At 74.4% G+C, this 24188-nt stretch carries 25 protein-coding genes; 14 read left to right on the top strand and 11 right to left on the bottom strand.

The annotated features are described in order from the left end of the window. Positions 1–64 precede the first annotated feature (64 nt). On the top strand, positions 65–496 hold the full coding sequence (locus MVA48_RS15050) for a PaaI family thioesterase (RefSeq protein ID WP_246981512.1): 432 nt from the start codon (positions 65–67) through the stop codon (positions 494–496). Between the two features lie 90 nt (positions 497–586). Beyond that, on the top strand, positions 587–2185 hold the full coding sequence (locus MVA48_RS15055) for a 4-coumarate--CoA ligase family protein (RefSeq protein ID WP_246981513.1): 1599 nt from the start codon (positions 587–589) through the stop codon (positions 2183–2185). A gap of 102 nt (positions 2186–2287) precedes the next feature. On the opposite strand, the gene MVA48_RS15060 is transcribed toward MVA48_RS15055, so the two are convergent. Both MVA48_RS15060 and MVA48_RS15065 read right to left on the bottom strand, forming a co-directional pair. Next, a complete protein-coding gene (locus MVA48_RS15060) occupies positions 2288–2569 on the bottom strand; it encodes a hypothetical protein (protein ID WP_246981514.1) in 282 nt (93 codons plus the stop codon). 32 nt (positions 2570–2601) lie between these two features. After that, positions 2602–3135 (bottom strand): hypothetical protein, encoded by a 534-nt coding sequence (locus tag MVA48_RS15065; RefSeq protein WP_246981515.1) that lies wholly within the window; start codon positions 3133–3135, stop codon positions 2602–2604. Between the two features lie 145 nt (positions 3136–3280). On the opposite strand from MVA48_RS15065, the gene MVA48_RS15070 reads away from it, so the two are divergent. Continuing rightward, the gene (locus MVA48_RS15070; RefSeq protein ID WP_246981516.1) at positions 3281–4273 is read left to right on the top strand and encodes an NAD(P)H-quinone oxidoreductase; all 993 of its coding nucleotides are present in this window, start codon (positions 3281–3283) and stop codon (positions 4271–4273) included. Between the two features lie 14 nt (positions 4274–4287). Here the strand turns inward: MVA48_RS15070 and MVA48_RS15075 are convergent, their stop codons facing one another. The 3 genes from MVA48_RS15075 to MVA48_RS15085 are packed head-to-tail and all read right to left on the bottom strand — an operon-like array spanning position 4288 to position 5945. After that, entirely contained in the window at positions 4288–4914 is a 627-nt protein-coding gene (locus MVA48_RS15075; protein WP_246981517.1) for an anti-sigma factor family protein, read from the bottom strand. Continuing rightward, positions 4911–5447, bottom strand: coding sequence for a sigma-70 family RNA polymerase sigma factor (locus tag MVA48_RS15080; protein ID WP_246981518.1), 537 nt, complete (start codon positions 5445–5447; stop codon positions 4911–4913). The genes MVA48_RS15075 and MVA48_RS15080 overlap by 4 nt, the downstream gene beginning before the upstream one ends. A gap of 3 nt (positions 5448–5450) precedes the next feature. Continuing rightward, the gene (locus tag MVA48_RS15085) at positions 5451–5945 is read right to left on the bottom strand and encodes a COG4315 family predicted lipoprotein (RefSeq protein WP_246981519.1); all 495 of its coding nucleotides are present in this window, start codon (positions 5943–5945) and stop codon (positions 5451–5453) included. 123 nt (positions 5946–6068) lie between these two features. On the opposite strand from MVA48_RS15085, the gene MVA48_RS15090 reads away from it, so the two are divergent. Then, positions 6069–6620 carry a bacterial proteasome activator family protein gene (locus MVA48_RS15090; protein WP_246981520.1) on the top strand — a complete coding sequence of 184 codons (552 nt, stop codon included), beginning with the start codon at positions 6069–6071 and terminating at the stop codon, positions 6618–6620. A 157-nt stretch (positions 6621–6777) separates the two neighbouring features. Further along, entirely contained in the window at positions 6778–7785 is a 1008-nt protein-coding gene (locus MVA48_RS15095; protein WP_246981521.1) for a type IV toxin-antitoxin system AbiEi family antitoxin domain-containing protein, read from the top strand. Between the two features lie 146 nt (positions 7786–7931). On the opposite strand, the gene MVA48_RS15100 is transcribed toward MVA48_RS15095, so the two are convergent. From MVA48_RS15100 to serS, 3 genes are read right to left on the bottom strand one after another with little or no spacing between them, the layout of a single operon-like run. Continuing rightward, on the bottom strand, positions 7932–8735 hold the full coding sequence (locus MVA48_RS15100) for a Cof-type HAD-IIB family hydrolase (protein WP_246981522.1): 804 nt from the start codon (positions 8733–8735) through the stop codon (positions 7932–7934). Beyond that, positions 8728–9639 carry an HAD family hydrolase gene (locus MVA48_RS15105; protein WP_246981523.1) on the bottom strand — a complete coding sequence of 304 codons (912 nt, stop codon included), beginning with the start codon at positions 9637–9639 and terminating at the stop codon, positions 8728–8730. The genes MVA48_RS15100 and MVA48_RS15105 overlap by 8 nt, the downstream gene beginning before the upstream one ends. After that, complete coding sequence (gene serS, locus MVA48_RS15110; RefSeq protein ID WP_246981524.1) at positions 9636–10928, bottom strand: serine--tRNA ligase; 1293 nt, start codon at positions 10926–10928, stop codon at positions 9636–9638. Before serS ends, MVA48_RS15105 begins: the two co-directional genes overlap by 4 nt. Positions 10929–11057: 129 nt before the next feature. Here serS and MVA48_RS15115 point away from each other — a divergent pair, with 129 nt between their 5' ends. The 3 genes from MVA48_RS15115 (at position 11058) to MVA48_RS15125 (ending at position 13256) form a co-directional block, all read left to right on the top strand. Continuing rightward, positions 11058–12485, top strand: a complete 1428-nt coding sequence (locus MVA48_RS15115; protein WP_246981525.1) for a GuaB1 family IMP dehydrogenase-related protein — start codon at positions 11058–11060, stop codon at positions 12483–12485. Further along, entirely contained in the window at positions 12482–12829 is a 348-nt protein-coding gene (locus MVA48_RS15120; protein WP_246981526.1) for a metallopeptidase family protein, read from the top strand. The genes MVA48_RS15115 and MVA48_RS15120 overlap by 4 nt, the downstream gene beginning before the upstream one ends. An 88-nt stretch (positions 12830–12917) precedes the next feature. Beyond that, positions 12918–13256, top strand: a complete 339-nt coding sequence (locus tag MVA48_RS15125) for a GroES family chaperonin (RefSeq protein ID WP_246981527.1) — start codon at positions 12918–12920, stop codon at positions 13254–13256. Positions 13257–13269: 13 nt separating this feature from the next. Here MVA48_RS15125 and MVA48_RS15130 read toward each other — a convergent pair whose 3' ends face one another. After that, positions 13270–13731: a MarR family winged helix-turn-helix transcriptional regulator gene (locus MVA48_RS15130; protein ID WP_246981528.1), complete on the bottom strand. Its 462-nt coding sequence runs from the start codon at positions 13729–13731 to the stop codon at positions 13270–13272. Positions 13732–13811: 80 nt separating this feature from the next. Between MVA48_RS15130 and MVA48_RS15135 the strand changes: the two genes are divergently transcribed. Beyond that, positions 13812–15371, top strand: a complete 1560-nt coding sequence (locus tag MVA48_RS15135; RefSeq protein ID WP_246981529.1) for an MMPL family transporter — start codon at positions 13812–13814, stop codon at positions 15369–15371. After that, positions 15368–15922, top strand: a complete 555-nt coding sequence (locus MVA48_RS15140; protein WP_246981530.1) for an MMPL family transporter — start codon at positions 15368–15370, stop codon at positions 15920–15922. Before MVA48_RS15135 ends, MVA48_RS15140 begins: the two co-directional genes overlap by 4 nt. On the opposite strand, the gene pheA is transcribed toward MVA48_RS15140, so the two are convergent. Then, entirely contained in the window at positions 15919–16866 is a 948-nt protein-coding gene (gene pheA / locus MVA48_RS15145) for a prephenate dehydratase (RefSeq protein WP_246981531.1), read from the bottom strand. The two genes, MVA48_RS15140 and pheA, sit on opposite strands and share 4 nt — an antisense overlap. A gap of 108 nt (positions 16867–16974) precedes the next feature. Between pheA and MVA48_RS15150 the strand changes: the two genes are divergently transcribed. From MVA48_RS15150 to larC, 4 genes are all read left to right on the top strand, one after another. Next, complete coding sequence (locus MVA48_RS15150; RefSeq protein ID WP_246981532.1) at positions 16975–18693, top strand: GGDEF domain-containing protein; 1719 nt, start codon at positions 16975–16977, stop codon at positions 18691–18693. A gap of 98 nt (positions 18694–18791) precedes the next feature. Then, positions 18792–20072, top strand: coding sequence for a hypothetical protein (locus MVA48_RS15155; protein ID WP_246981533.1), 1281 nt, complete (start codon positions 18792–18794; stop codon positions 20070–20072). Next, positions 20073–21437: a diguanylate cyclase domain-containing protein gene (locus MVA48_RS15160; protein WP_256461175.1), complete on the top strand. Its 1365-nt coding sequence runs from the start codon at positions 20073–20075 to the stop codon at positions 21435–21437. A 106-nt stretch (positions 21438–21543) separates the two neighbouring features. Beyond that, positions 21544–22716, top strand: coding sequence for a nickel pincer cofactor biosynthesis protein LarC (larC, locus tag MVA48_RS15165; protein ID WP_246981534.1), 1173 nt, complete (start codon positions 21544–21546; stop codon positions 22714–22716). Between the two features lie 4 nt (positions 22717–22720). Here the strand turns inward: larC and yczR are convergent, their stop codons facing one another. After that, a complete protein-coding gene (yczR, locus tag MVA48_RS15170) occupies positions 22721–24151 on the bottom strand; it encodes a MocR-like transcription factor YczR (RefSeq protein ID WP_246981535.1) in 1431 nt (476 codons plus the stop codon). Positions 24152–24188 lie beyond the last annotated feature (37 nt).

The following is a 24188-nucleotide window of genomic DNA, read 5'->3' on the forward strand; positions in this document are numbered from 1 at the left end:
ACCGAAAGCTCCGGGGCGCGCTGGAGCTTTCGGTACAGAAAGCTGTGGTGGCTAGGTTGCGGGCATGGCCGCCACCGGGTTCCACACCGCCGACGAGCTCAACGCGCTGCTCCCGGGCACGCTGCCGGGCCTGCTCGGGCTGAGCATCACCGCGCACGAGCCCGGCCGGCTGGAGGCCGCCCTCGACGTCCGCCCGGAGCTGCTCGCCCCCAACGGCTACCTGCACGCCGCGACCGTGGTCGGCCTGGCCGACACCGCCTGCGGCCTGGCCACCCGCGCCCTCCTGCCCGAGGGCTCCTCCGGCTTCACCACGATCGAGCTCAAGTCGAACTTCCTCGGCACCGCCCGCGAGGGCCGGATCGAGGTGGTGGCCACCAACGCGCACGCCGGCCGGACGACCCAGGTCTGGGACGCCGTGGTGACCGTCTCCGGCAGCGGCAAGAAGATCGCCCTGTTCCGCTGCACGCAGTCCGTCCTCTGGCCGCGCACCGGCTGAGCCCGGCCAACTGGCGGGTAACCCCCGTGTGGCACAGGACACGCCAGGTGTGAGACTGAGGCCACAAGCGGACCTCAGAAGGAGTGCATCGTGGCACTGGCCAGCCCTTATCCCGACGTCGAGATCCCGAACGTCTCCGTTCCCGAGTTCGTGTTGGCCGCCGGTAAGGCCCGGCCGGACGCCCCGGCGCTGATCGACGGGCTCAAGGGTGACGTCATCACCCACGGTCAGCTCGCGGCCTACGTCGACCGGGTCGCGGCGAACCTGCACGCCCGCGGCCTGCGCAAGGGCGACGTCGTCGCCATGTTCGTGCCGAACACGCCCTGGTACCCGGTGATCTTCCACGGCATCGCCAAGGCCGGCATGGTGATGAGCCCGATCAACAGCCTCTACACCCCCGACGAGATCGCCTTCCAGCTGAAGGACTCCGGGGCGAAGATCCTGATCACCATCAACCTGTTCATGGAGCGGGTCGAGCCGGCGATCGAGAAGGCGCCGGTCGACGAGGTCGTCGTCCTGGACTTCCGCGACGGCTACGCGAACCTGTTCGACCTGCTCGGCGAGGACGCCCCGAGCGTCGACGTCGAGATCGACGCCGAGAACGACCTCGTCACGCTGCCCTACTCCAGCGGTACGACCGGCCTGCCCAAGGGCGTCATGCTGACCCACCGCAACCTGGTGGCCAACGTCGCCCAGTGCCGGCCGCTGATCAACCTCAAGGAGGACGAGCGGATCATCGCCGTCCTGCCGTTCTTCCACATCTACGGCCTCACGGTGCTGATGAACCAGGGCCTGGCATGGGGCGGCGCCGTCGTCACGCTGCCGCGGTTCGACCTCGAGGACTTCCTGCGCACCATCCAGGACCACAAGATCACCCGCGCGTTCGTCGCCCCGCCGATCCTGCTCGCGATGGCCAAGCACCCGGTGGTCGACCAGTACGACCTGTCCTCGCTCACCTCGATCCTCTCCGGCGCCGCGCCGCTCGACGAGCAGCTGGCCCACGCCGCCGAGGACCGGCTGCGCAAGGGCGCCGAGGACGGCGTCAAGGTCGGGCAGGGCTACGGCATGACCGAGCTCTCGCCCGTGTCGCACACGACGCCCGACCCCGGCTGCGAGCCGCCGGGGGCGCGCAGCGACGTGCCGAAGGGCTCGGTCGGCTACGCGGTGCCCAACACCGAGTGCCGGCTGATCAACCCGGAGACGGGTCAGGACGCCGCCGACGGCGAGCGGGGCGAGCTGTGGATCCGCGGCCCGCAGGTGATGAAGGGCTACCTCAACAACGAGGAGGCCACCCGCACCACGATCGACGCCGAGGGCTGGCTGCACACCGGCGACGTGGCGATCGTCGACGCCGAGGGCCGCTACACGGTCGTCGACCGCGTCAAGGAGCTGATCAAGTACAAGGGTTACCAGGTGGCGCCGGCCGAGCTCGAGGCCGTGCTCATCGGCCACCCCGAGATCGCCGACGCCGCGGTGATCGGCGTCCCGGACAAGGAGAGCGGCGAGGAGCTGCCGAAGGCCTTCTGCGTCCGCGCGCCCGGCTCCGAGATCACCGAGGAGGCGGTCATGGCGTACATGGCCGAGAAGGTGGCTCCGCACAAGAAGGTCCGCTTCGTCGAGTTCATCGACGCGGTGCCGAAGTCCGCCGCCGGCAAGATCCTGCGCAAGGACCTCAAGGCCCGCGCCTGACACCGAGCGGAGTGGGAGGGACGCGGAATCCGCGCCCTCCCACTCCGCTCGACGGAGCAGACTGCCGGGGCTGCCCTCCGGAGCGACCCCGGCAGCCGTCGGTCAGCCGGCCCGGGGCTCCTTGGGGGCCTGGCCGGCCGTCGTTCCGCCCGGCTGGGCGTCTGCTGCGGTGGTGCGGTCGGGCGGCAGCGGCGGCGTCCAGGGCGGCGGGGGCCCGCCCGGATAGGCCGCCGGAGCGACGTAGGACGACGTGTAGCTGGCCGGACGGCGGATCCCCGCCACCAGCAGCAGGACGGCGATCAGCGTGAAGACCACCCCGGCGCCCAGCAGGCCCCAGGCGATCCCGGACAGCGCCGGTACCTCCGCGCCGATGCGCGCGTTCACGGCCACTCCGGCGGAACCGTCCGCGTTCATGATCACCAGCAGCCACTCGCCGTCGGCGGCTTCCAGCTCACCGACTGCGCGCCGGTGCCGCTGCTCGACGCGACCCAGAAGTCCTGGTCCCCCGGCGCCGCCGAGGGCCGGTCACCCGGGAGGGTGGTCGTCCCGGAGGTGTCGAAACCCAGGTCGTCGATGACCCCCCGCTCGACGCCGTCCAGGTAGGCGGTGCCGTCGGCCAGGCGGGCGATGCCGACGAACAGCTCACCGTCGCCGGTCGCCTCGATGCGGACATTGCCGAGCGCGGCCTCGAGCGGCACCCAGTCGGCGCCCGTGTCCAGGTCGACGCGCTCGCTGACCAACGCGTAGCCCTCGGTCGCGAACGCCTCCCGGTCGGTGAACACGAAGCCGTCGTCCCGCTGCACCACGTCGGCCCAGAGGAGCACACCACCTCCGGCCAGCAACCCGAGGCCGGGCACGAGCAGCACGATGCCGAGGACCAGGGCGACGATGCGTCCGGCGCCCATCCGTGGTGGAACGGCCAGGACCGGTGGCTGCGGAGCGGCGGTCATGGGACACCTCCAGGGTGGCCGCCGGGTCGCGGAGCGCGCGGGGGCGTGCCGGCGGCCGTACGAGCGTGGCACCGCTGCCCCTGCCCGCCGGACGCTCGTTCCCGCCGATCGACGCCCCCGGCGCGCCGCTGCCTAGGGTGACCCCATGCGTGCGGTGACCTTCAGCGAGCCCGGCGGTCCCGACGTCCTGCGCTGGACGGAGGTGCCCGACCCCGTGTGCGGTCCGGGGGAGGTCGTCGTCGACGTCGCCGCGACCGCGGTCAACCGCGCCGACCTGCTGCAGCGGCAGGGCTTCTACCCCCCGCCGCCGGGCGCCAGCGACGTCCTCGGGCTGGAGTGCAGCGGCCTGGTGAGCGAGATCGGCGAAGGTGTGACCGGCTGGTCGGTGGGCGACGAGGTGTGCGCCCTGCTGGCGGGCGGCGGGTACGCCGAACGCGTCGCCGTCCCGGCGGGGCAGCTGCTGCCGAAGCCGGCGGGCGTGGAGCTCGCGACCGCCGCCGCCCTGCCGGAGGTGACCTGCACCGTCTGGTCGAACGTCTTCCTGCTCGCGGGGCTGCGCCGGGGCGAGAACTTCCTGGTGCACGGCGGCTCCAGCGGCATCGGCACGATGGCCATCCAGCTGGCCGCCCGGGCGGGCGCGCGCGTGTTCACGACCGCCGGGACGGCGGCCAAGCTCGCCGTCTGCCGCGAGCTCGGCGCCGACGTGGGCATCAACTACCGCGACGAGGACTTCGTCGAGCGGATCGCCGAGGAGACCGGCGGCGCCGGGGTCGACGTCGTCCTCGACAACATGGGCGCCAAGTACCTGGCCCGCAACGTCGACGCCCTCGCCGTCGGTGGCCGGCTGGTGTGCATCGGCATGCAGGGCGGCACGAAGGCCGAGCTCGACCTCGGCAAGCTGATGCGCAAGCGCGGCTCGGTGCACGCGACCACCCTGCGTTCCCGGCCGGCGACCGGTCCGGGCGGCAAGGCCGAGATCGTGGCGGCGGTGCGGCACGACGTGTGGCCCGACGTGGAGCGGGGGGTCGTCCGGCCGATCGTCGACCGGCGGCTGCCGCTGTCGCGGGCCGCCGAGGCGCACGCCGTGGTCGAGGCGAGCGAGCACATCGGCAAGGTGCTGCTGCTGCCCGCCGACTGATCCGGCTGACGTCGTCAGAAGCGCAGGCGGGCCAGCTCCCGCCCGCCGTCCCCGAGCACGGCGACGCCGGCCAGGGCACCGGCGTCGACATCGGCCCAGCCGACCCATTCGCCGTCGCCGTCCGCCGACACCGGCCACTGCCCGGCCGGGTGCCGCCCACCGCTCTCGTCGACCGCGACCAGCTGGCACAGCTCGCCGGGCCGCATGCCGGCGACGGCGACGTGCAGTTCGACGCCGTCCTCGGCCGGGGTGGCGGTGATCCGCACCTCGACCGGCCCCTCGACCGCACTGACGGTCTGCTCGCCGGGTGCGCCGGCCCAGGTCGCGACGCCGGCGCCGACGCCGCCGAGGACGAGCACCGCCGCCGCCACCAGCCCCAGCGCACGACGGCGGTGCCGTCCGGTCGTGCCGGCCGCCGCCGACATGCGCTCGAACAGGTCGGCGGACGGCGCGACGGGCACGGGCCGCAGGTCGTCGGGGTCCACGCGGTCCAGCAGCGCCGGGAGCCCGCGCAGCTCGTCGAGCTCGGCGGCGCACTCCGGGCACTCGGCGAGGTGCCGGTCCAGCTGCCGGCGCTCGGCGGGGTCCAGCGCTCCCAGCAGGTAGGCACCCAGGCCGTCGGCGGGCACGGGGCAGGTCATGTCGACACCCCCCGTTCGGCCAGGGCGAGCTTGAGGGCACGGAGCGCGTAGTAGCAGCGCGACTTCACGGTGCCGGCCGGGATGCCGAGCACCTGCGCCGCCTCGGCGACGCTGCGCCCCCGGTAGTAGGTCTCGACGATCACGGCGCGGTGCTCGGGCGAGAGCGACTGCAGGGCGTCGGTGACGATGATCCGATCGAGGCTGCTCTCCACCGAGTCCAGCCCCGGCACGGACTCCAGCGCGGCCGGCCCCGCCTCGGGCGGCCGGGCGCGGCGGGCGCGGTGGGCATCGACGGCCAGGTGGCGCGCCACGGTGAACAGCCAGGGCCGCACCGGGGCCGCGGCGGGGTCGAGCCGGTCGAGGTGCCGCCAGGCGCGGACCAGCGTCTCCTGGACGAGGTCCTCGGCCTGTGCCCGGTCGCCGCCGCACAGCCGCAGGGCGTAGGCGAGCAGGGGCAGGGCGTGCGAGTCGTAGAGCGCGCGGAGTTCGCGCTCGCCCGTCTGCCCGCCCCGCGCCCTCATCGCGTGGGTCACGCCTCAGTATGTGGAGTCCGGAGGCGGGGCAGTGGTGACCTTGCTGCCGTCCGGGGCGACGACCCACCAGACGTCCTGCACGCCCTGCCCGGTCACGTCGCCCTCGGCGGTGTCGCCCTGCCACAGGTAGAGCGGGGAGCCGTCGAGAGTGACCTGCAGCGTGCCGTCGTCCCGGGTGATGGTGCCGACGTCGCCGGTGACGCCGTCGACGGCCGGCTCCTCGGTGTCAGCGGTCACCGGCGGCCAGGCTTCGAGGCACTGTCCCGAGCAGGCGCTCTCGCCCGAGCCGGGGGTGTCCTTGTCGAAGACGTAGACAGTGCGGCCGTCGGCGTCGACGACGACCTCGCCGAGTTCCGTGTCGGCCGTCGACAGGACGGCGTCCTCGGCGGCGACCGACGTGTCGGTGCCCGTGCCGGCGTCGCCTCCGGTGTCGGAGCCGCAGCCGCCGAGGGCCAGCACACCGGCGGCCAGGGCGGTGGGAAGGATCGACGTGCGCATTCCGGATCACCTCCGTGCGGGCCCGCCGGGCACGGGCACCGACACCGGTAGCACGGATCGGACGGCGGTCCGGTTCACCGCCCCACGACGTTCGACGTCGTAGGCACGGGGCAGGATGGAGGCATGACTTCACCCGGTACCGGCAACGAGCGCCCTCGACAGGTCGTCGTCGTGGGGCCCGACGGGCAGCCGGTCGGCGCCCTCGCCATGCCCCAGGGCGCAGAAGACGACGGGTCGGACGGCGGCATGAGCGTCGGCGAGATGGTCGAGCAGCCCGCCAAGGTGATGCGGATCGGGACGATGATCAAGCAGCTGCTCGAGGAGGTGCGGGCCGCGCCCCTGGACGACGCCAGCCGGCAGCGGCTGCGCGACATCCACGCCTCGTCGATCCGCGAGCTGGAGCAGGGCCTCGCCCCGGAGCTGCGCGAGGAGCTCGAACGGATCACCCTGCCGTTCAGCGAGGACTCGACCCCGTCGGACGCCGAACTCCGGATCGCCCAGGCCCAGCTGGTCGGCTGGCTGGAGGGCGTGTTCCACGGCATCCAGACCGCGCTGTTCGCCCAGCAGATGGCGGCGCGGGCGCAGCTGGAGGAGATCCGACGCAAGGCGTTGCCGGGCGGCCAGCACGCGCCGCAGCAGCCCGACCTGCGCCCCGGCGGCGGCCAGTACCTCTGACGCCCTTCCCGAGCTGGGATCAGGTGACCTGATCGTGGCGCGTCCTCCCTCACCGTGCGCGGTGCGGTAGGACGCCGCGGCGCGAGGGTGGACGGAGTCTGTCCACAGATGCGGGCGAGCTGTTCTCACGGGTCTCCTCGTTGCCGAGACTCGGGTCGTGCATCCAGCTCTCGAGGCCGCCGCTCTGCGCCGTGGCGGCGTGTTCACGGTCGCCGATGCCCGAAGCGCCGGCTACCGCCCCGACGAGATCCGCTCGGCCGTCGGCACGGGCGACTGGCACCGGTTGCGGCGCGGCATCTACGTGTCGGCCAGAACGTGGGCAGCGGTAGCGGGCGACGCGCGTGCGAAACACCTCCTCGACTCGGTCGCCGTCCTGACCGCTCTGGGGCGCGGTCCGGTGCTCAGTCACTCGTCCGCGGCTCGGTTCCACGACGTCGTCCTACCGCAGGGTGTGGACGACGTCGTCCGGCTGACCGATCCCGATCAGTGGCGAACCGGCAGGGGATACCGGATCGCCGCGGCGACGCTGCCGGCGGGGGACGTCGTCCGTACCGGGCCGTTCGACGTGACAAGTACGGCGCGGACGTTGGTCGACGTGGCCCGGGAGTGGTCCCTCGTGGACTCCGTCGTGGCCGTCGATGACGCGATCTTCAGGAAGCGTGTCCGGCGGTCGGACGTCCGGGCCGCGATCCTGCGCCAGAGCCACTGGGTGGGCATCGGTGTCGCCGCACGCGTGCTCGGGCTGTCCGACGGGCGAGCCGAGTCACCCCTGGAGTCCCGCGGGCGGCTGGCGCTCCTGCAAGCGGGGCTGCCCCGCCCGGAGCTGCAAGTGGAGCTGCACGGACCTCGCGGCTTCGTCGGTCGGGTGGATGCGTGGTACGAGGACGCCGGCGTCGCGATCGAGTTCGACGGCCTGGTCAAGTACACCGACCCACGCGACGGGGGCGCACCCAGCGAGGTGGCATGGCAGGAGAAGCGCCGCGAGGACCTGATCCGTGACCTGGACGTGCGGGTGGTCCGGGTCGTCCATGCGGACCTGCCTCGACTTGGCGGCCCGGTCGCGCGGCTTCGGCAATTGATCGCGCAACCGCTGGGCGGTCCTCGCCGGTTCACGGTCGTCCGTCGACCAGAGCCCGGCTCCGACCCCGAGCACGCGGCCGCCTGAACCCCGACGGGTGCGACCGCACGCCGCCCCTTCCTCCCCGCCGTCGAGCGTCCTCCCTCACCGTGTGCGATGAGGGAGGACGCTCGACGATCAGGTGACCTGATCCCGGCCGTCCACTTGATCGCGGTTGGCCGACGACGCGACGGTCAGAGCGACGCGAGGAACGCCGCCACGCCGTCGTCCTCGTTGGTGCCGGTGACGTCGGTCGCCACGGCCATGAGGTCCGGGTGCGCGTGCGCCATCGCGACCGCCCGGCCGCCGCCGGCCCGGACCCACTCGAAGGCCGCGATGTCGTTGGGCATGTCGCCGAACACGACGACGTCCTCGGGGCCGACGCCGTGCCGCGCGGCGACCCTGGCCAGACCCGAGGCCTTGGTGACGCCGGCCGCGGAGATCTCGGCGAGCGCGTCGGTCGAGGAGTTGGTGACCGTGGCCCGGCCGCCGACCACGTCCTCGACCAGGGCGACGAACTCGTCGCGGGGCAGGTCCTCGTGGCGGGCCAGCAGCTTGGCCACCGGCTCGGCCACCATCTCCTCCAGCGTCGCCTCGGCCACGCCGGGTGCGTCGACGTCCCACCGCGGCTTGTAGATCGGCTCGTGCCGGAACTCGAAGCCGTACTCGACGGCGAACCAGGTGTCGGGCTGCCGGCGCCGCAACTCGGTGGTCACCTCGCGCAGGATCTCCGGCCGGAGCGGTTCCTCGTCGAGGATCTCCAGCCGCTCGAGGTCGAGGAGGACGGCGCCGTTGCAGCAGACGGCGGTGCCGTGGCCGAGGACCTCGCGGATCCGGTGCATCCAGCGCGGCGGCCGGCCGGTGGCCAGCACGACGGGGACGCCCTCGGCCCGCCAGCGGGCCAGCTCGGCCACCGTCTCGTCGCTCACCGTGTCGTTCCAGCGCAGGAGCGTGCCGTCCATGTCGCTGGCGATCAGCCGCGGCCTCCAGTCAGACATCGGCGAGGATCGCCTCGAGGTACCGGGCCACGCCGTCGGCGTCGTGCCCGCTGGTGCGCTCGGGCGCCGCCGCACGGACGGCCGGGTGCGCGTTGGCCACGGCCACCGCGCGACCACCGGCCTGCGCGACCGCCGTGATCATCGGCAGGTCGTTGGGCATGTCACCGAACACCAGGACGTCGCCGAGGCCGACGCCGTAGCGCTCGAGCGCGACCGCCAGCCCGGTGGCCTTGGTGATGCCGGGCGGCAGCACCTCGATGAAGCCGAGCCCGGCGTGGGTGACCTCGGCGTCGACGGGGTCGACGACGCGGCGGGCGCGGGCCAGCAGCTCGTCCTGGCCGAGGGCGGCCGAGCGGAGGAACACCTTGAGGACGGCGCCGGGTGGGAGGACCTCGTCGCGGGGCAGCAGGTGCGCCGGTTCGGGATAGGGCCAGTTGAAGCCGTGCTGCACCCGCAGCGGGCTGTGGATCTCCCCCTGCTCGGCGGCGTCCTCGACGGCGAGGACGAGGTCACCGGCCACGGCCTCGATGCGGCGGATGACGGCGACGGCCTGCTCCCGTGGGAGCGCCACGGTGCGCAGCACCTCGTCGCGCTCGAGGTCGACGACGAAACCACCCTGGGACAGCACCGCGATCCCGCGGCCGTCCAGCGCAACGCGCACGCTGTCGAGCAGGCGTGGGCCACGGCCGGTCACGCCCACCACGGGGATGCCGGCGTCCCAGCACGCCTCGAGCGCCGCACGGGTGCGCGGCGACACCTCGCCGGCGGAGTCCAGCAGGGTGCCGTCGAGGTCGGTGGCGACGAGCTTGGGCCGCCAGCGACCGAGGTCGGGCAGCTCCACCACCTCGTCGGCGCCGGGCAGGGCGCCGTAGGCCTTGAGCGGCTTCGGCGCGGACCCGGTCATGCGGGCGGGACCGCGGCCTGCAGCGTCATCCCGGGCGTGAGCCGGTCGACCCCGCCGAGCCACGGGCGCAGCGCGGCCGGCACGTGCACCGAGCCGTCGGCCTGCTGGTGGACCTCGAGCAGGCAGGCGATGGTGCGGGCGATCGCGCAGAGCGTGCCGTTGAGGGTCGCGGCGGTCTGCGGCCTGCCGTCGGCGTCGCGGTACCGGATGTTGAGCCGCCGCGCCTGGAAGGTCGTGCAGTCCGACGTCGAGGTGAGCTCGCGGTAGGTGCCCTGCGAGGGGAACCAGGCCTCGATGTCGTACTTGCGGGTCGCGCTGGTGCCGAGGTCGCCGGCGGCGATGTCCACGACGCGGTAGGGCAGCTCGAGCAGCTGCAGGAACTGCTCCTCCCACTCGAGCAGGCGCAGGTGCTCGGCGGCGGTCTCCTCGGGCCGGCAGAAGCTGAACATCTCGACCTTGTCGAACCAGTGCACGCGGATGATGCCGCGGGTGTCCTTGCCGTACGAGCCGGCCTCCCGGCGGAAGCAGGACGACCAACCGGCGTAGCGGCGCGGCCCGTCGAGCTCGAGCACCTCGCCCGAGTGCATGCCGGCCAGCGCCACCTCGGAGGTACCGACGAGGTACAGGTCGTCGCGCTCGATCCGGTAGACCTCCTCGTCGTGCTCGCCGAGGAAACCGGTGCCCTCCATCGCCTCGGGGCGCACCAGCGCGGGGGCGACGACGGGAGTGAAGCCCGCGGCGACCGCGCGGCTGATCGCCAGCTGGGCGAGGGCGAACTCGAGCAGCGCGCCCGGGCCGGTCAGGAAGTAGAAGCGCGAGCCCGACACCTTGGCGCCGCGCTCCATGTCGATGGCGCCGAGGGCCTCGCCGATCTCGATGTGGTCCCGGACGTCGAAGTCGTAGGCCGGCACCTCGCCGACGGTGCGCAGGGTGACGGCGTCGTCCTCACCGCCGGGCGGGACATCGTCGGCGACGACGTTCGGGATCCGCAGGTGGATCTCGCGCAGCGCGGCGTCGGCCTCGCGCAGCTCCTCCTCGGCCTGCTTGACCTCGGCGGCGAGGCTCTTCGCGCGCTCCAGGACGGCGGGGCGCTCGTCAGGGCCGGCCTTCTTGACCGCCTGGGAGGCGTCCTTCTGCTCGGCGCGCAGGTCGTCGACGCGCCGGACCAGCGCACGCCGGTCAGCGTCGGCGGCCAGCAGCTTGTCGACCACGGACTCGTCGGCACCCCGCGCACGCTGGCTGGCACGGACGGCGTCGGGGTGTTCGCGCACGAATCGCAGGTCGATCACGACCCGATCGTAGGTGGCGGGCCGGGTCGACCCGCGCGAGCGGACGTGGAGCCGCATCAGAGCGCGGCTCCACACCGTCCGGCCCGGCTCCACCCCGACGGTGGGCGCAATTCAGGGACAATGGCCCTCATGCGGTTCCTGCAGCGCCCTGACCACGACCTGACCTACGCCGACGTCTTCATGGTGCCGGCGCACTCCACCGTGGGGTCCCGGCTCGAGGTCGACCTGACCACGCCGGACCGCGTGGGGACGACGATCCCGCTCGTCGTGGCCAACATGACCGCGATCTCCGGTCGGCGCATGGCCGAGACCGTCGCCCGCCGGGGCGGCCTGGCCGTGCTGCCGCAGGACATCCCGGTCGACGTGGTCAGCGAGGTCGTCTCCTGGGTCAAGGCGCGGCACCCGGTCTACGACACCGCGATCACGCTCGACCCGACGGCGACGGTCGGCGAGGCGCTGGCGCTGCTGACCAAGCGCGCGCACGGCATCGTCGTCGTGGTCGAGAACGGCTCCCCGGTCGGGGTCGTGACCGACGGGCAGTGCCAGGGCGTCGACCGGTTCACCCAGCTCTCGCAGGTGATGACCGACGAGCCGCTCACCATCCCGGCCGGCACGGACCTGCCAAAGATCTTCGACGTCCTCTCCGGGGAGCGGGTCAGCGCGGCGCCGGTCGTCGAGGGCGACCGCCTGGTCGGCGTGATCACCCGCAAGGGCGCCCTGCGCTCGGCGCTGTACCAGCCGGCGACCAACGCCGAGGGCCACCTGCTCACCTCGGCCGCCGTCGGCATCAACGGCGACGTGGCGGGCAAGGCCGGGGCCTTGCTCGCGGCGGGCGTGGACGTGCTCGTCGTCGACACCGCGCACGGCCACCAGGCGAAGGCCATCGAGGCCGTGCGGGCTGCGGCCTCGGTCGCGAGCGGCGTGCCGGTAGTGGCCGGCAACGTGGTGACCGCCGAGGGCACCCGCGACCTCATCGACGCCGGGGCGGACGTCGTCAAGGTGGGCGTCGGCCCCGGCGCCATGTGCACCACCCGGATGATGACCGGCGTCGGCCGGCCGCAGTTCTCCGCCGTCGAGGAGTGCGCCGCGGCAGCCCGCGAACTCGGCAAGCACGTGTGGGCCGACGGCGGCGTCCGGCACCCGCGGGACATCGCCCTCGCGCTGGCCGCCGGCGCGGCGAACGTGATGGTCGGGTCCTGGTTCGCCGGCACCTACGAGAGCGCCGGCGACATCCACGACGACGGCTCCGGCCAGCTCTACAAGGAGTCGTTCGGCATGGCCTCGGCGCGGGCGGTCAAGGCGCGGACGGCGACCCAGTCCGGCTTCGAGCGGGCGCGCGCCGGGCTGTTCGAGGAAGGCATCTCGTCGTCCCGGATGTACCTCGACCCGCAGCGGCCGGGCGTCGAGGACCTCATCGACGGCATCGTGGCCGGTGTCCGGTCGTCCTGCACCTACGCGGGCGCCCGCACGATCGACCAGCTGCACGAGAACGCGGTGCTGGGGGTGCAGAGCTCGGCGGGCTACGAGGAGGGCCGCCCGCTGCCCACCAGCTGGTGAAGCCGCTGCCGCAGGAGGTCTTCGAGCAGCTCGTCGCCGACGCGCTGGACGAGGTGCCGTCCGAGCTGATGGCGCTCGTCGACAACGTCGTGTTCCTCGTCGAGGACCGCAATCCCGACGAGCCGGAGCTGCTCGGGCTCTACGAGGGGTTCGCGCTCACCGAGCGCGGCTGGCACTACGGCGGCGAGCTGCCGGACCGGATCATGATCTACCGCGAGGCGATCTGCGACATCTGCGAGACCGAGGACGACGTCGTCGAGGAGGTCACCGTCACCGTCGTCCACGAGATCGCGCACCACTTCGGCATCGAGGAGGACCGCCTCCACGAGCTCGGTTGGGGCTAACCCCCGCTTTCGGTACAGAAAGCGCCGAGGTCCCGCGCAGCCTTCGGTACGGAAAGCGGGAGAGGTGCGCCGGGTAGCGTTGGCCGACGTGCCCGACGCGAACGCCTCCCCGGCCGGCAAGCTGCCGATCAAGATGCTGCACGACCGCATCCTGGTGGCGCTGCGCAAGGAGGACGGCGAGCGCCGGTCGACCGGCGGCATCCTCATCCCGGCCACGGCCCAGGTGGCCAAGCGGCTGGTGTGGGGCGAGGCCCGGGGCATCGGCAACTCGGTGCGCCAGGTGAAGGTCGGCGACCAGGTGCTCTTCTCCCCCGAGGACCAGCACGAGGTCGAGGTGCACGGCGAGGACCTGATCATCCTGCGCGAGCGCGACGTGCACGCCGTCGCCGCCGAGCGCATCGAGGAGTCGACGGGCCTGTACCTCTAGCCCCGCGGTCGGCTCACCCCCGCGAGTGCCGGGTGATCACGTCGGTCATCCCGGTCAGGAACCGGCGGACGACGTCCAGCTCCTCGTCGGAGAACTCGCCCATCGCCGCCACGAGGTCCCGCTGCAGCCCGCCGAAGAAGGAGGCACCGGCGGCCATCGCGGTGTCCGACATCTCCAGGACCACCCGCCGCCGGTCCTCGTCGTCCCGCACCCGGCGCACGTGACCGACCTTCTCCAGCCGGTCGAGCAGCGCGGTCACCGAGGCCGACCGCAGCTCGACGGCGTCCCCGAGGCCTCCGGCGGTCAGCGCCTCCCCGCGGCGGGCGGCGTCCATGATCGCGACCAGCGCGCGCACGTCGGTGCGGTTCAGCCCGTGCAGTTCGGCGAACCGCTGACCGACTGCATCCAGTTCCACGGTCAGCCGGCGAAGGAGGAGCGCAACCTCCTGACGCCCGGCGGCGGAGTCCGCGTCCACCGGCACCTCCGTCCCTCGCGCCCGGCCCTGCCACACGCTAATGTCTCGACGATCGAGATTATCGACCATCAAGGGAAATCATGCCTCGCCGCCCGTCGCTCCGCTGGCTCCTCCCGCTGCTCGTCGTGCTCGCCTGGCTCGGCGCCGCCGGCCCGCTGAGCACGCTCGGCGCGAAGCTGACCGGCCTGCAGGAGAACGACATCGCCGCGTTCCTGCCGGACAGCGCCGAGTCGACGCTCGTGCAGGAGCTCCAGGCGGAGTTCCAGCCGATCCAGTCGATCCCCGCCGTCCTGCTGTGGGAGGACACCGCCGGCATCGACGAGCAGACGCTGGCCGAGATCACCGCCCGGGTCGAGGAGGCGACCCGGGTCGCCGAGGAGGCCGACGCGCTGGCCGCGCCCGCCACCCCGGTGATCCCCTCGGAGGACGGCGCGGCCGCCCAGGCGTTCCTGCCCCTGGAGCCCGACCTCAGCAACGACCTGCTGCCGCTGGTGGAGGAGCTGCGCGAGACGATCGCGATCGACGGCACGGACTCGTTCGTCACGGGGCCGGCCGGCATCTTCGCCGACTTCTCGGCCGTGTTCGAGGGCATCGACGGCCTGCTGCTGCTGGCCGCGTTCAGCGTCGTCCTGGTCATCCTGCTGGTCGTCTACCGGAGCCCGCTGCTGCCGCTGCTGGTCATCGGCACGGCCGGTCTGGCGCTCACGGCGGCCAACGCGGTCTCCTACCTCCTGGCCGACGGCGGCGTCATCACGGTGAACGGCCAGAGCCAGGGCATCGCGGCGATCCTCGTCGTCGGCGCGGCCACCGACTACGGGCTGCTGCTCGTGGCCCGCTTCCGCGAGGAGCTGCGGCGCGCTGAGTCGAAGTACGCCGCCATGCGCACGGCGCTGCGCCGGTCGTGGGAGCCGATCGTCGCGTCGGGGTCCACCGTCGTCCTCGGCGTCCTGTGCCTGCTGCTGTCCGACCTCGGCTCCAACCGCGGGCTCGGCCCCATCTCCGCGGTGAGCGTCACCCTCGCCGTCCTCGCCGCGCTGAGCTTCCTGCCGGCCGCGCTCCTCCTGCTCGGTCGGGCGGCCTTCTGGCCGTTCCGCCCCCAGTACGGCAGCGAGCCGCGGCACGGCGGCGGCTGGCAGGCGGTGGCCCGGCTGGTCGGACGTCGTCCCCGCCGGGTGCTGGCCCTCAGCCTGGCCGGGCTGTTCGCCGCCGCGCTCTTCGCCCCCACCTACGAGGCCGACGGCATCGCGATCTCCGACGTCATCCAGGGCGAGTCCAACGGGGTCGACGGGCAGGAGGCGCTCGCCCGCCACTTCGAGGCCGGCACCGCCAGCCCGACGATCATCATCACGCCCGAGGAGAGCTGGCCGGAGGTGGCCGAGGTGGCGGCGGCGACCGACGGGGTCGGATCCGTCGTCCCCTACGTCGGCCCGCAGCCGGTGCCGTTCGCGCCGCCGGTGGTCGTCGACGGGCTCGTGCGGCTGGACGCGACGCTGGACGTGACCCCGGACAGCACCGCGGCCAACGACACGGTCCAGGAGCTCCGGGCGGCGCTCGACGACGTCGACCGCGACGCGATCGTGGGAGGGAGACGGCCGCCAACCTCGACGCCCGCGAGAGTGCCGCCCGCGACCTCGGGGTGATCATCCCGAGCGTTCTGGCGGTGATCCTGGTCGTGCTGGCACTGCTGCTGCGCTCCATCGTCGCGCCCGTGCTGCTCGTCGCGACCGTGGTGCTCAGCGTGGGGGCCACCGTCGGCATCGCCGCGCTGCTGTTCGAGAACGTGTTCGGCTTCCCGGGAAGCGATCCGACGATCCTGCTGATCGCCTTCGTGTTCCTCGTCGCCCTCGGCATCGACTACAACATCTTCCTGATGACGCGGGCCCGCGAGGAATCCGCGGAGCACGGCGCCCGCAACGGTGTCCTGCGGGCGCTCGCCGTCACCGGCGGAGTCATCACCTCGGCCGGGCTGGTGCTGGCGGCGACCTTCGGTGCGCTCGCCGTCCTGCCGGTGCTGTTCCTCGCGCAGGTGGCGTTCCTCGTCGGCTTCGGCGTCCTGCTCGACACCTTCGTCGTCCGCTCGCTCGTGGTGCCGGCGGCGGTGGCGATCATCGGCGACAAGGTCTGGTGGCCCGGCCGGCTGGCGAAGGGGCCGACGGCGGCCGAGCCGGAGCGGGAGCTGGAGCGCGTCTAGACCGAGCCGCTGCGGATCCGGGCCAGCCACTCGCCGGCCTCGGCGAACGCGGGGTCGCTCGCGGTCTCGGGCACCGGCTTGTTGGCGCGGCCGTCGGCCCGCGGGTAGGAGCCCAGGAAGCGGACGTCGTCGCACACCCGGTGCAAGGCGGCCAGGGCCTCGCCCACCCGCCGGTCGGCGAGGTGGCCCTCGCAGTCGAGGGAGAAGGAGTAGACGCCCAGGCGTTGCCGAGTGGGCCGCGACTCGATGCGGGTCAGCGAGATGCCGCGGACGGCGAACTCGCTCAGCAGTTCCAGCAGTGCCCCGGTGCGGTCGCCCACCACGGCGACCAGCGACGTCTTGTCGTTGCCGGTGCGCTCCGGCAGCCGCCCGGGCGGCGCGACGAGCACGAAGCGGGTGACGGCACCGGGGTGGTCGGCGACGTCCTCGACCAGGGGGACCAGCCCGTAGCGCTCCGCGGCGATCGGGGCGCACACCGCGGCGTCGAACCCGCCGGCCGCGACCGCCTCGGCGGCACCGGCGGTGGACGACGTCGGCAGCGGCACCACGCCGGGCAGCAGCTCGGCGAGCCGGCCCGAGGTCTGCGCCAGCGCGTGCGGATGACTGGCCACGGAACGGACGTCGCCCAGCGTCGTGTCCGGCCGCGCCGCGAGCACGAAGGCGACGGGGCGGAAGACCTCCTGGGTGATCACCAGGGGCGAGCCGTCGGCCAGGCCGTCCATCGTCGCCGGGACGGAGCCCTCGACGGAGTTCTCCAGGGGGACCAGCGCGGCGTCCGCCCGTCCCGCCCGGACGGCGGCCAGCGCCGCGGCCACGCTCGGCTCCGGCTGCCGGACTCCCTCCGAATGGGCAACTGCACTGATCAGTGCCGCTTCGGCGAAGGTACCCTCGGGCCCGAGATAGGCGAACCGCGTCGGAGGCGTGCTGGGGTGCTTCCCGGGCATCCGACGAGGGTAGTGCGGGCGGGTCGGAGTTGGTGCTCCACCCGGGGGAAGCTGCCTCGCTACCGGCACACCCGGCAGTGTCCGGACGACCCGCGGATGGAGGGATGCGTGGCCTCGGGCCCCGACAGCGCCGCCTCCGGCCCCGACCGTGCCGCCTCGGGCTCCGAGCGCGCCGCCTCGGGCTCCGAGCGCGCCGCCTCCGGCGACCTCTCGGCCGTCCTGTGCCCGCTGCTGACCGCCAGCATCCGCGAGGAGCCGGCCACCCTCCTCGAGCTCCTGGACGACGCGGAGGCGGCGTTCGTCGACGAGGACGAGCCCGGCTGGGTCACCTGGCGGCATGCGCTCGCCGCCCGCCGGGCCCTGATCGTCGACGAGGCCGACGCCGCCGCGGTCGAGATGACCGCCGCCCGGGAGGCGCTGGACAAGTGCACCCCGTCGGCCGGCACCGCGCTGGCGATGGCCTACCTCGCCCACCTCGAGATGACCGCCGACCACTTCGACGCGGCGATGGTCCTGGCCGTCGACGCCACCCTCCAGACCGAGGGCCCGGCGGCGGGTGAGCCCTCGAACGAGCTGATGCAGGCGCACCGCTGGCTGTCGCTCACCCTCGCGGGGCTGGACCTCGAGGAGCTGGCCGTCGCCCAGGCCATGCGCGGCCAGCACGTCGCCGCGGCCCTGCGCGAGCCGGCCGACCAGTGGCGGATGCGGCTGCTCTCGGCCCAGCAGCACACCGAACTGGCCCAGACCCTGCGCCGCCGGGGAGACCTGGCCCGGTCGAGGCTGCTGGCGGTCGAGGCGATCGCGTGCGCCGTCTCCGCCCGGGAGCTGGGGTGGGAACCCGAGGACGCCGAGGAGGACCTGCTCGACGTCGTCCAGGCGTGGGCGCTCACCTGCTCCGACGACCTCGACGGCGCACTGGGGCCGCTGCGCCGGGTGCGCCGGCGGGTCGAGGCCGAGGGCGGCGTCTGGCTGCGCGCCTACACCGGCCTGGCGCTCGCCCGGCTGCTCGTGCGCCTGGCCCAGCGGGACGACGACGAGGCGACCGGCGAGGAGGGCCTGGGCCTGCTCGTCGACGCCGCCGGGGCGTTCGCCGCCGCCGGCGACCGCCGCCGGTACCGGCAGAGCCTGCTGGAGCTCGGGCAGGCGTCGGCCGACGTCGGCCGGCCGGCCGACGCGCTGCACTGGCTGGAGGCCTACCGCGCCGACACCGGCCGGGCGCACGCCCGCGGCCGGCAGATGTGGGCGGAGCTGTTCGTGCAGCGCAGCCGGCTGCGCGAGGCCGAACGGCAGGCGGCGCTGCTGCGGCGGCACGCGCTCGAGGACCCGCTCACCGGGCTCGGCAACCGGCGCAGCGCCGAACGGCGGCTCGGTGCGATGCGGCTGGGCGAGGAGCCGCTGTCCCTGGCGGTCGTCGACGTGGACCGGTTCAAGGAGGTCAACGACGAGGCGTCGCACACCCAGGGGGACGCCGTCCTGCGCCGGGTCGCCGATCTGCTGCGCGAGCACTCCCGCACCGGCGACGAGGTGTACCGCTGGGCGGGGGACGAGTTCCTCGTCGTCCTGCCGACCGCCAACGAGATGCAGGCCATGGTCGTGATGGAGCGCCTGCGCACCGCCGTCGCCGCGGCCGACTGGAGCGACCTGCCGATCTCGGCACCGGTGACGGTGTCCATCGGCGTCGCCACGGCACCCGCCGTCCCGGAGGGCCAGCCGGCCGGGGTCGTCGGGTGGCGGGCCCTGTTCGACTCGGCCGACCTGAACCTCTTCTCCGCGAAGCGGGGTGGCCGCAACCAGGTGCGGGCGCCGGGCGGCGGGGAGAGCCCGTGACCGCCTCCTCCTGGGGCACGTGGGACGGGACGGACAGGACGCGGCGCGTAACCGAACACGTGCTCGACAGCTCCGCCGACGAGGTGCACAGTGCGCTGGTGCCACCCGGAGCTCTGCACCATCGGGTGACCGCTGCCCTGGCGAACTGGCAACTGGACGATGCCGAAGAGCTGCTCGCCGGCGTCGAGCGGGACCCGTCGCCCTACGTCGCCGCCGTTCCGGCCGCCGACGCGGACACCCATGCCGGTGACGGGGACGCCCCGGTTCCGCTGGGCAAGGCCTGGGCCGACACCCTCCGCGCCGAGCTGCTCGTGCGCCGTCTGCGCGTCGCGGGTTTCACGATGGTGGGCGAGCCCGTGGCCTCCGACGCCGAGCCGGCCCTCGACCTGCACGCCGGCGTCGCCGAGCTGATCGACGGGTCCGGGGACGACGCCGACGTGCGGACCGAATCGGCCAAGGAGGCGGCACTGGCCATCGCGCTGGTCCGCTCCGCGAAGGCCGCCTTCGACGCCAGCGACGACGAGCTGCAGCGCGCCGCCGGGCTCGCCCGCCACGCCCGCATCGAGCTGCTGTCCCGCCGCATCGACGCCGCCATGGACGAGGCGGTCGAGGCGGCCAGCCTGCTCGACGCCGGCCTGCCCCCCAGCGCGCTGCTGATCGACACCCTCGGCACGCTCGCCGCCGTCCTCGCCGACCTCGAGCTCATGCCGCTGGCGCTGGACTACCAGCGCCGGGCCTACGAGACCGCCGTGTCGGCCGCGGCGGAGCCCGGTGACCTCGGCGACCCCGATCTGCTGGTCGCCGCGACGGCCACCTGCCTGGGCGAGCTGTGCGCCGAGATCGGCGAGGGTCTCCTCGACGACGACGCTCCCCAGTCCGCCGCCCCCCACTTCGCCGAGGCGCGGCTGCTGGCGGAGCGGGCGCTCGAGCTGCTCCCGCCCGAGCACCCCGGCATCGTGACCGCCCAGGTGGTGCACGGCTGGGCGCTCGTCGGCCTGGGCGAGCACGCCGCCGCCGTCGGGCCGCTGCGTGCCACCGTCCGCATCACCTCGGCGACCGCCGACCGGGCGCAGCTCGCCTCCGCGCAGCTCGCCCTCGGGCGGGCGCTGCGCCGGCAGGGCGACGTCCGCGGGGCCGACGACCACCTGGTCTCCGCCCTGAACCTCGCCACCGAGCACGGCCTGCCCCGCCTGCGCCGTGCCGCGCTGCGCGAGCTGTGCACGCTGCACGCCGAGCTGGACGACGCCGGGCGTGCGCTGCCGTACCTGCAGGCCTACCTCTCCGACGAGCTGGACCGCGTCGACGAGCGGCGCACCCGCTGGGTCGAGCTGTTCAGCCGGCGCAAGAGCCTGCTGGAGACCGAGCGCGCCGCCGGCTAGCTGCGCCGCCAGGCCTACGAGGACCCGCTCACCCACCTGCCCAACCGCCGGTACGCCGAGGCGCGGCTGGAGGGCCTGCTGTCGGCCGGCTCCGCCCCCGCGCTCGCCGTCGTGGACGTGGACCGGTTCAAGTCGATCAACGACGCGATCGGCCACCCGGGCGGGGACGCCGTGCTGCGCGCGGTCGCCGAGCTGCTGATCGCCGGCGTCCGCGACACCGACGAGGTCTGCCGGTGGGCGGGCGACGAGTTCGTGATCCTGCTGCCGGACACCACCGCCGAGCAGGCCGAGCGGGCGCTCGAGCGCACCCGCCGCAAGGTGGCCGCCTACGACTGGGAGGAGCTGGGGCTCGACGTCCCGGTCACGATCAGCGTCGGCATCGCCTCGGCGGCCCGCGGTGACGACCGCCGGACGCTGTTCGCCGCGGCCGACGGCGTGCTCTACGACGCCAAGCGCAGCGGCCGCGACCGCGTCGTCCGGCTGTCGGGCGTCACCCAGACCCGCGCCGCCGGCGGCGCCCCGCTGGACGCGCTGTTCGGCCCGCCGCGGTCGGCCGGGACCTCCCCGGACGAGACCGATCCGGCCGTTAGTGTCGAGCCCGTGCAGCCTTCCCCGCTGGACGCCGAGACCGCCGGTTTCGCTCCGCTCGTCAGCGCCCCCCATCCCCCGCTCGGCACCGGATCGCCGTCCGAGCCGCTGCTCGGTCCCGTGCCCGTCGAACCGGCCGTCGTCCAGCCCGTGGCACCCGCCGTCGAGCCCGACGTCATCTGGGCGACCGGCCGGACGACGGAGCAGGTGCTCGCGCTGGTCCGCGAGGCGCGGCGCGAGCACCCCGACCGGCCGGCGCTCGTGCTGCGCGCACCGGCCGAGACCCTCGTCGCCCTGGCCGGCGAGCACGACGCGTACACCACCATGGACGCCGCCGCGATGGCCGCCGCGGTCGGCCCGGTGCCCGAGCCGGTCGGCCGGGTCCGCGTGCTGTCCGCCGGCGGCGCCGACACCCCGGTCGCGGCCGAGGTGGCTTTCGTCGCCCGGGTGACCGGCAGTGACGTCGTCCGCGTCGACGACCTGTCGGGGAGCCGGCTGCGCGCCGCCCTGGCCGACGGCTCGCTGCTCGCCGACGCCGACTGCCTGGTGGTGGTCGCCGGGCTGGACGCCTCGATCGCCACGCTGATCGGCTCGCTGACCGACGTCCCCGTGGTGGCGGTGCCGACGTCGACCGGCCAGCCGGGCGCGTTCGGCGGACTCGGCGCCCTGATGACGATGCTCAGCTCGGCGGCGCCCGGCGTGACCGTCAGCAACATCGACAACGGCTACTCGGCCGGCGTCTTCGCCGCCCGGGTGGCGCGCCGCACCGCCCGCTGACTCCTCTCCCCCGCCGTGATCATCGTCGAGTGGCGGCGGCTTGCGGCGTGTCGAGCAGCCACTTGCCGATGATCACGGCGGGAGGCGGGCTTGAGATGATCGCCGCATGATCGGCTGGCTCGACCTCTCGGCGGGCGCGAGCGGCGACATGCTGCTCGGCGCCCTGGTGGACGCCGGTGTCCCGCTCGACGTCCCGGCCGCCGCGGTCGCCGCCCTGCCCGTCGAGGACGTCCGTCTGGTCACCGAAGGGACGACCCGGCACGGGCTGGGTGCCACCCGCGTGCACGTGCACGCCCCGCCGTCGCAGCACTCCCGCACCTGGGCCGACGTCCAGGCGATCCTCGCCGAGGCGGAGCTGCCGACCGCGGTCCGGGAGGGCGCCCTCGCCGTCTTCGAGCGGCTCGCGGTCGCGGAGGGGCGCGTGCACCGGATGCCGCCCGAGGACGTCCACTTCCACGAGGTCGGCGCCCTGGACGCGCTGGCGGACGTGGTCGGCGTGGTGGCCGGCTTCGAGCACCTCGCGCTGACCCGGCTCACGGCCTCGCCGGTCACCCTCGGCAGCGGCGCGGCCCGCGGCGCGCACGGCGTCGTCCCGATCCCGGGCCCCGCCGTCCTCGAGCTGCTCGCCGGGGTGCCGGTGCAGGCCGGCCCGGTGGCTCGGGAGATGTGCACGCCCACCGGCGCAGCGCTGCTCGCGGCCCGCGTCGACGAGTGGACGACGCTGCCGCCGATGCGGGTGGAGCGGGTCGGCGTCGGCGCCGGCGGGCGCGATCCGGAGGAGCTGCCGAACGTCGTCCGGCTGGTCCTGGGGGCCCCCGACGAGGCGACGCCCCCGGGAGCCGTCGTCCTCGAGACCAACGTCGACGACCTCGACCCCCGGCTGTGGCCGGGCGTGCTGGACGCCCTGTTCGCCGCCGGCGCCTCGGACGCCTGGCTGACCCCGATCCTGATGAAGAAGGGCCGGCCCGCGCACACGCTGTCGGCGCTGTGCCGGCCCCGGCAGGTCGCCGCCGTCCGGGCCGCGGTCTTCGCGCACACCTCGACGATCGGGCTGCGGGTGGTACCGGTCGGCAAGACGGCGCTCGAGCGGGTGTCGACGTCGGTGCCGCTGCTCGGCGGACAGGTGGGGGTCAAGGTCGCCGTCCACGCGGGCAGGGTGGTGAACGTGAGCGTCGAGTTCGAGGACGTCGCCGCGCTCGCGCGCGACCTCGGCATCCCGGTGAAGGAGGCGCTGCGGGCCGCCACCGCCGCCGCGGAGGCGGCCTACCCGGTCGCCTGACCCCTCAGACCACGGGGTCCGGCGGCGGCCGGTGCGCCGGTCGTGACCCGTGCTCGACGTCGGCATCTGCACGGGCGAGGAGCGCCGCAGCGTGCCGGAGCACCTCCGGCGGATGCGTGAAGGGCAGCCGCAGCCGGTCGTCGAGGGCATGCCCTGTGCCGAACAGGGGCCCGGGGGCGAGCCGCAGTCCGTGCGCCTCCGCCGCGGCGACCAGCGCCCGCGAGCGGGCCGACGGCAGCCCGCACCACAGCACCAGGCCGCCCGCGGGCTCGGGCACCCGCCAGGAGGGCAGCCGTGTCCGCAGTTCGTGGGCCAGGACCCCCCGCCGCTCCCGCAGCGCGCGCCGCTGCTCCTCGAGCGCCGGGCCGGCCTGGTCGAGGAGGGCGCAGGCCGCCAGCTGCTCCACCACCGGACCGGCCATCGTCGACCGGAGGGCCACCGCCGTCAGGGCGCGTATCGTCTCCTCCTCCGCCCGCACCCACCCGATCCGCAGGCCGCCCCAGAACGTCTTGCTGAGGCTGCCCACGGAGACGTGTCCGGCCCCGAACGCGGCCAGCGGCGGGGGTGGCGGCGCGTCCAGCCACAGCTCGGCGAACGTCTCGTCCACGACCGCACGCGTGCCCGACCGGCGCAGGGCGCGGGCCAGCCGCTCGCGGCCGGCGGTGTCGAGCAGCCGCCCGGTCGGGTTGGAGAAGTCGGGCATCAGGTAGGCCGCGGTGGGGCGCACGGTCGCCAGCGCGGTTTCGGCGGCGCCGAGCCAGGACTCCGGTTCGTCGAGATCGAGGGCGGTGGGGAGGAGGCGGACGCCGAGGCCACGGGCGGCGTCGAGCGCGTTCGGATAGGTCGGCTGCTCCACCAGCAGCCGCTGCCCGCGGGAGAGCAGGGTCTGCAGCGCGGTGGTGACGCCGTGCAGCGCGCCGGCGGTGACCAGCACCTGCTCGGGCGTCGTTTGCAGGCCGCGCGCGGTGTACCGCTCGGCGATGCGCGCGCGGAGGTCGGGCAGCCCCGCCGGGTGGTAGCCGTGCTGCGGCAGGTACCGGGGCAGCTCGGCGAGGGCGGTCGCGAACGCGGCGGGCACCGACGCCGGCGCCGACGGCGCGGCGTGGGCCAGATCGATCGTTCCGTCGTCCACCGGCGCCGGCACCCAGGCGCCGCGGTGCGGGCCGGCCGGCAGCGCCGCGAACGTGCCCGCGCCCTGGCGGGCGGTGGCCCAGCCGTCCTCCCGCAGCCGGGCGTAGGCGGCGGTGACCGTGGCCCGGCTCAGCTCCAGTGCGGCGGCCAGGTCGCGCTCGGCCGGAAGGCGGGTGCCGAGGGGAACCCGGCCGTCGGCGACGAGCGCGCGCACGCGCTGGGCGAGCGCGGCGTAGCGCGGCGGGCGGTGCCCCGCCAGATCACCCACCAGCTCGGCCAGCCGTCGCGCCGACGTCGTCTGCACGCCACTACCTCCCGATTGGCCTGTGGTTCGCAGGCCA

The sequence above is a fragment of the Blastococcus sp. PRF04-17 genome (genome assembly GCF_023016265.1).
Taxonomy (GTDB): Bacteria; Actinomycetota; Actinomycetes; order Mycobacteriales; family Geodermatophilaceae; genus Blastococcus_B.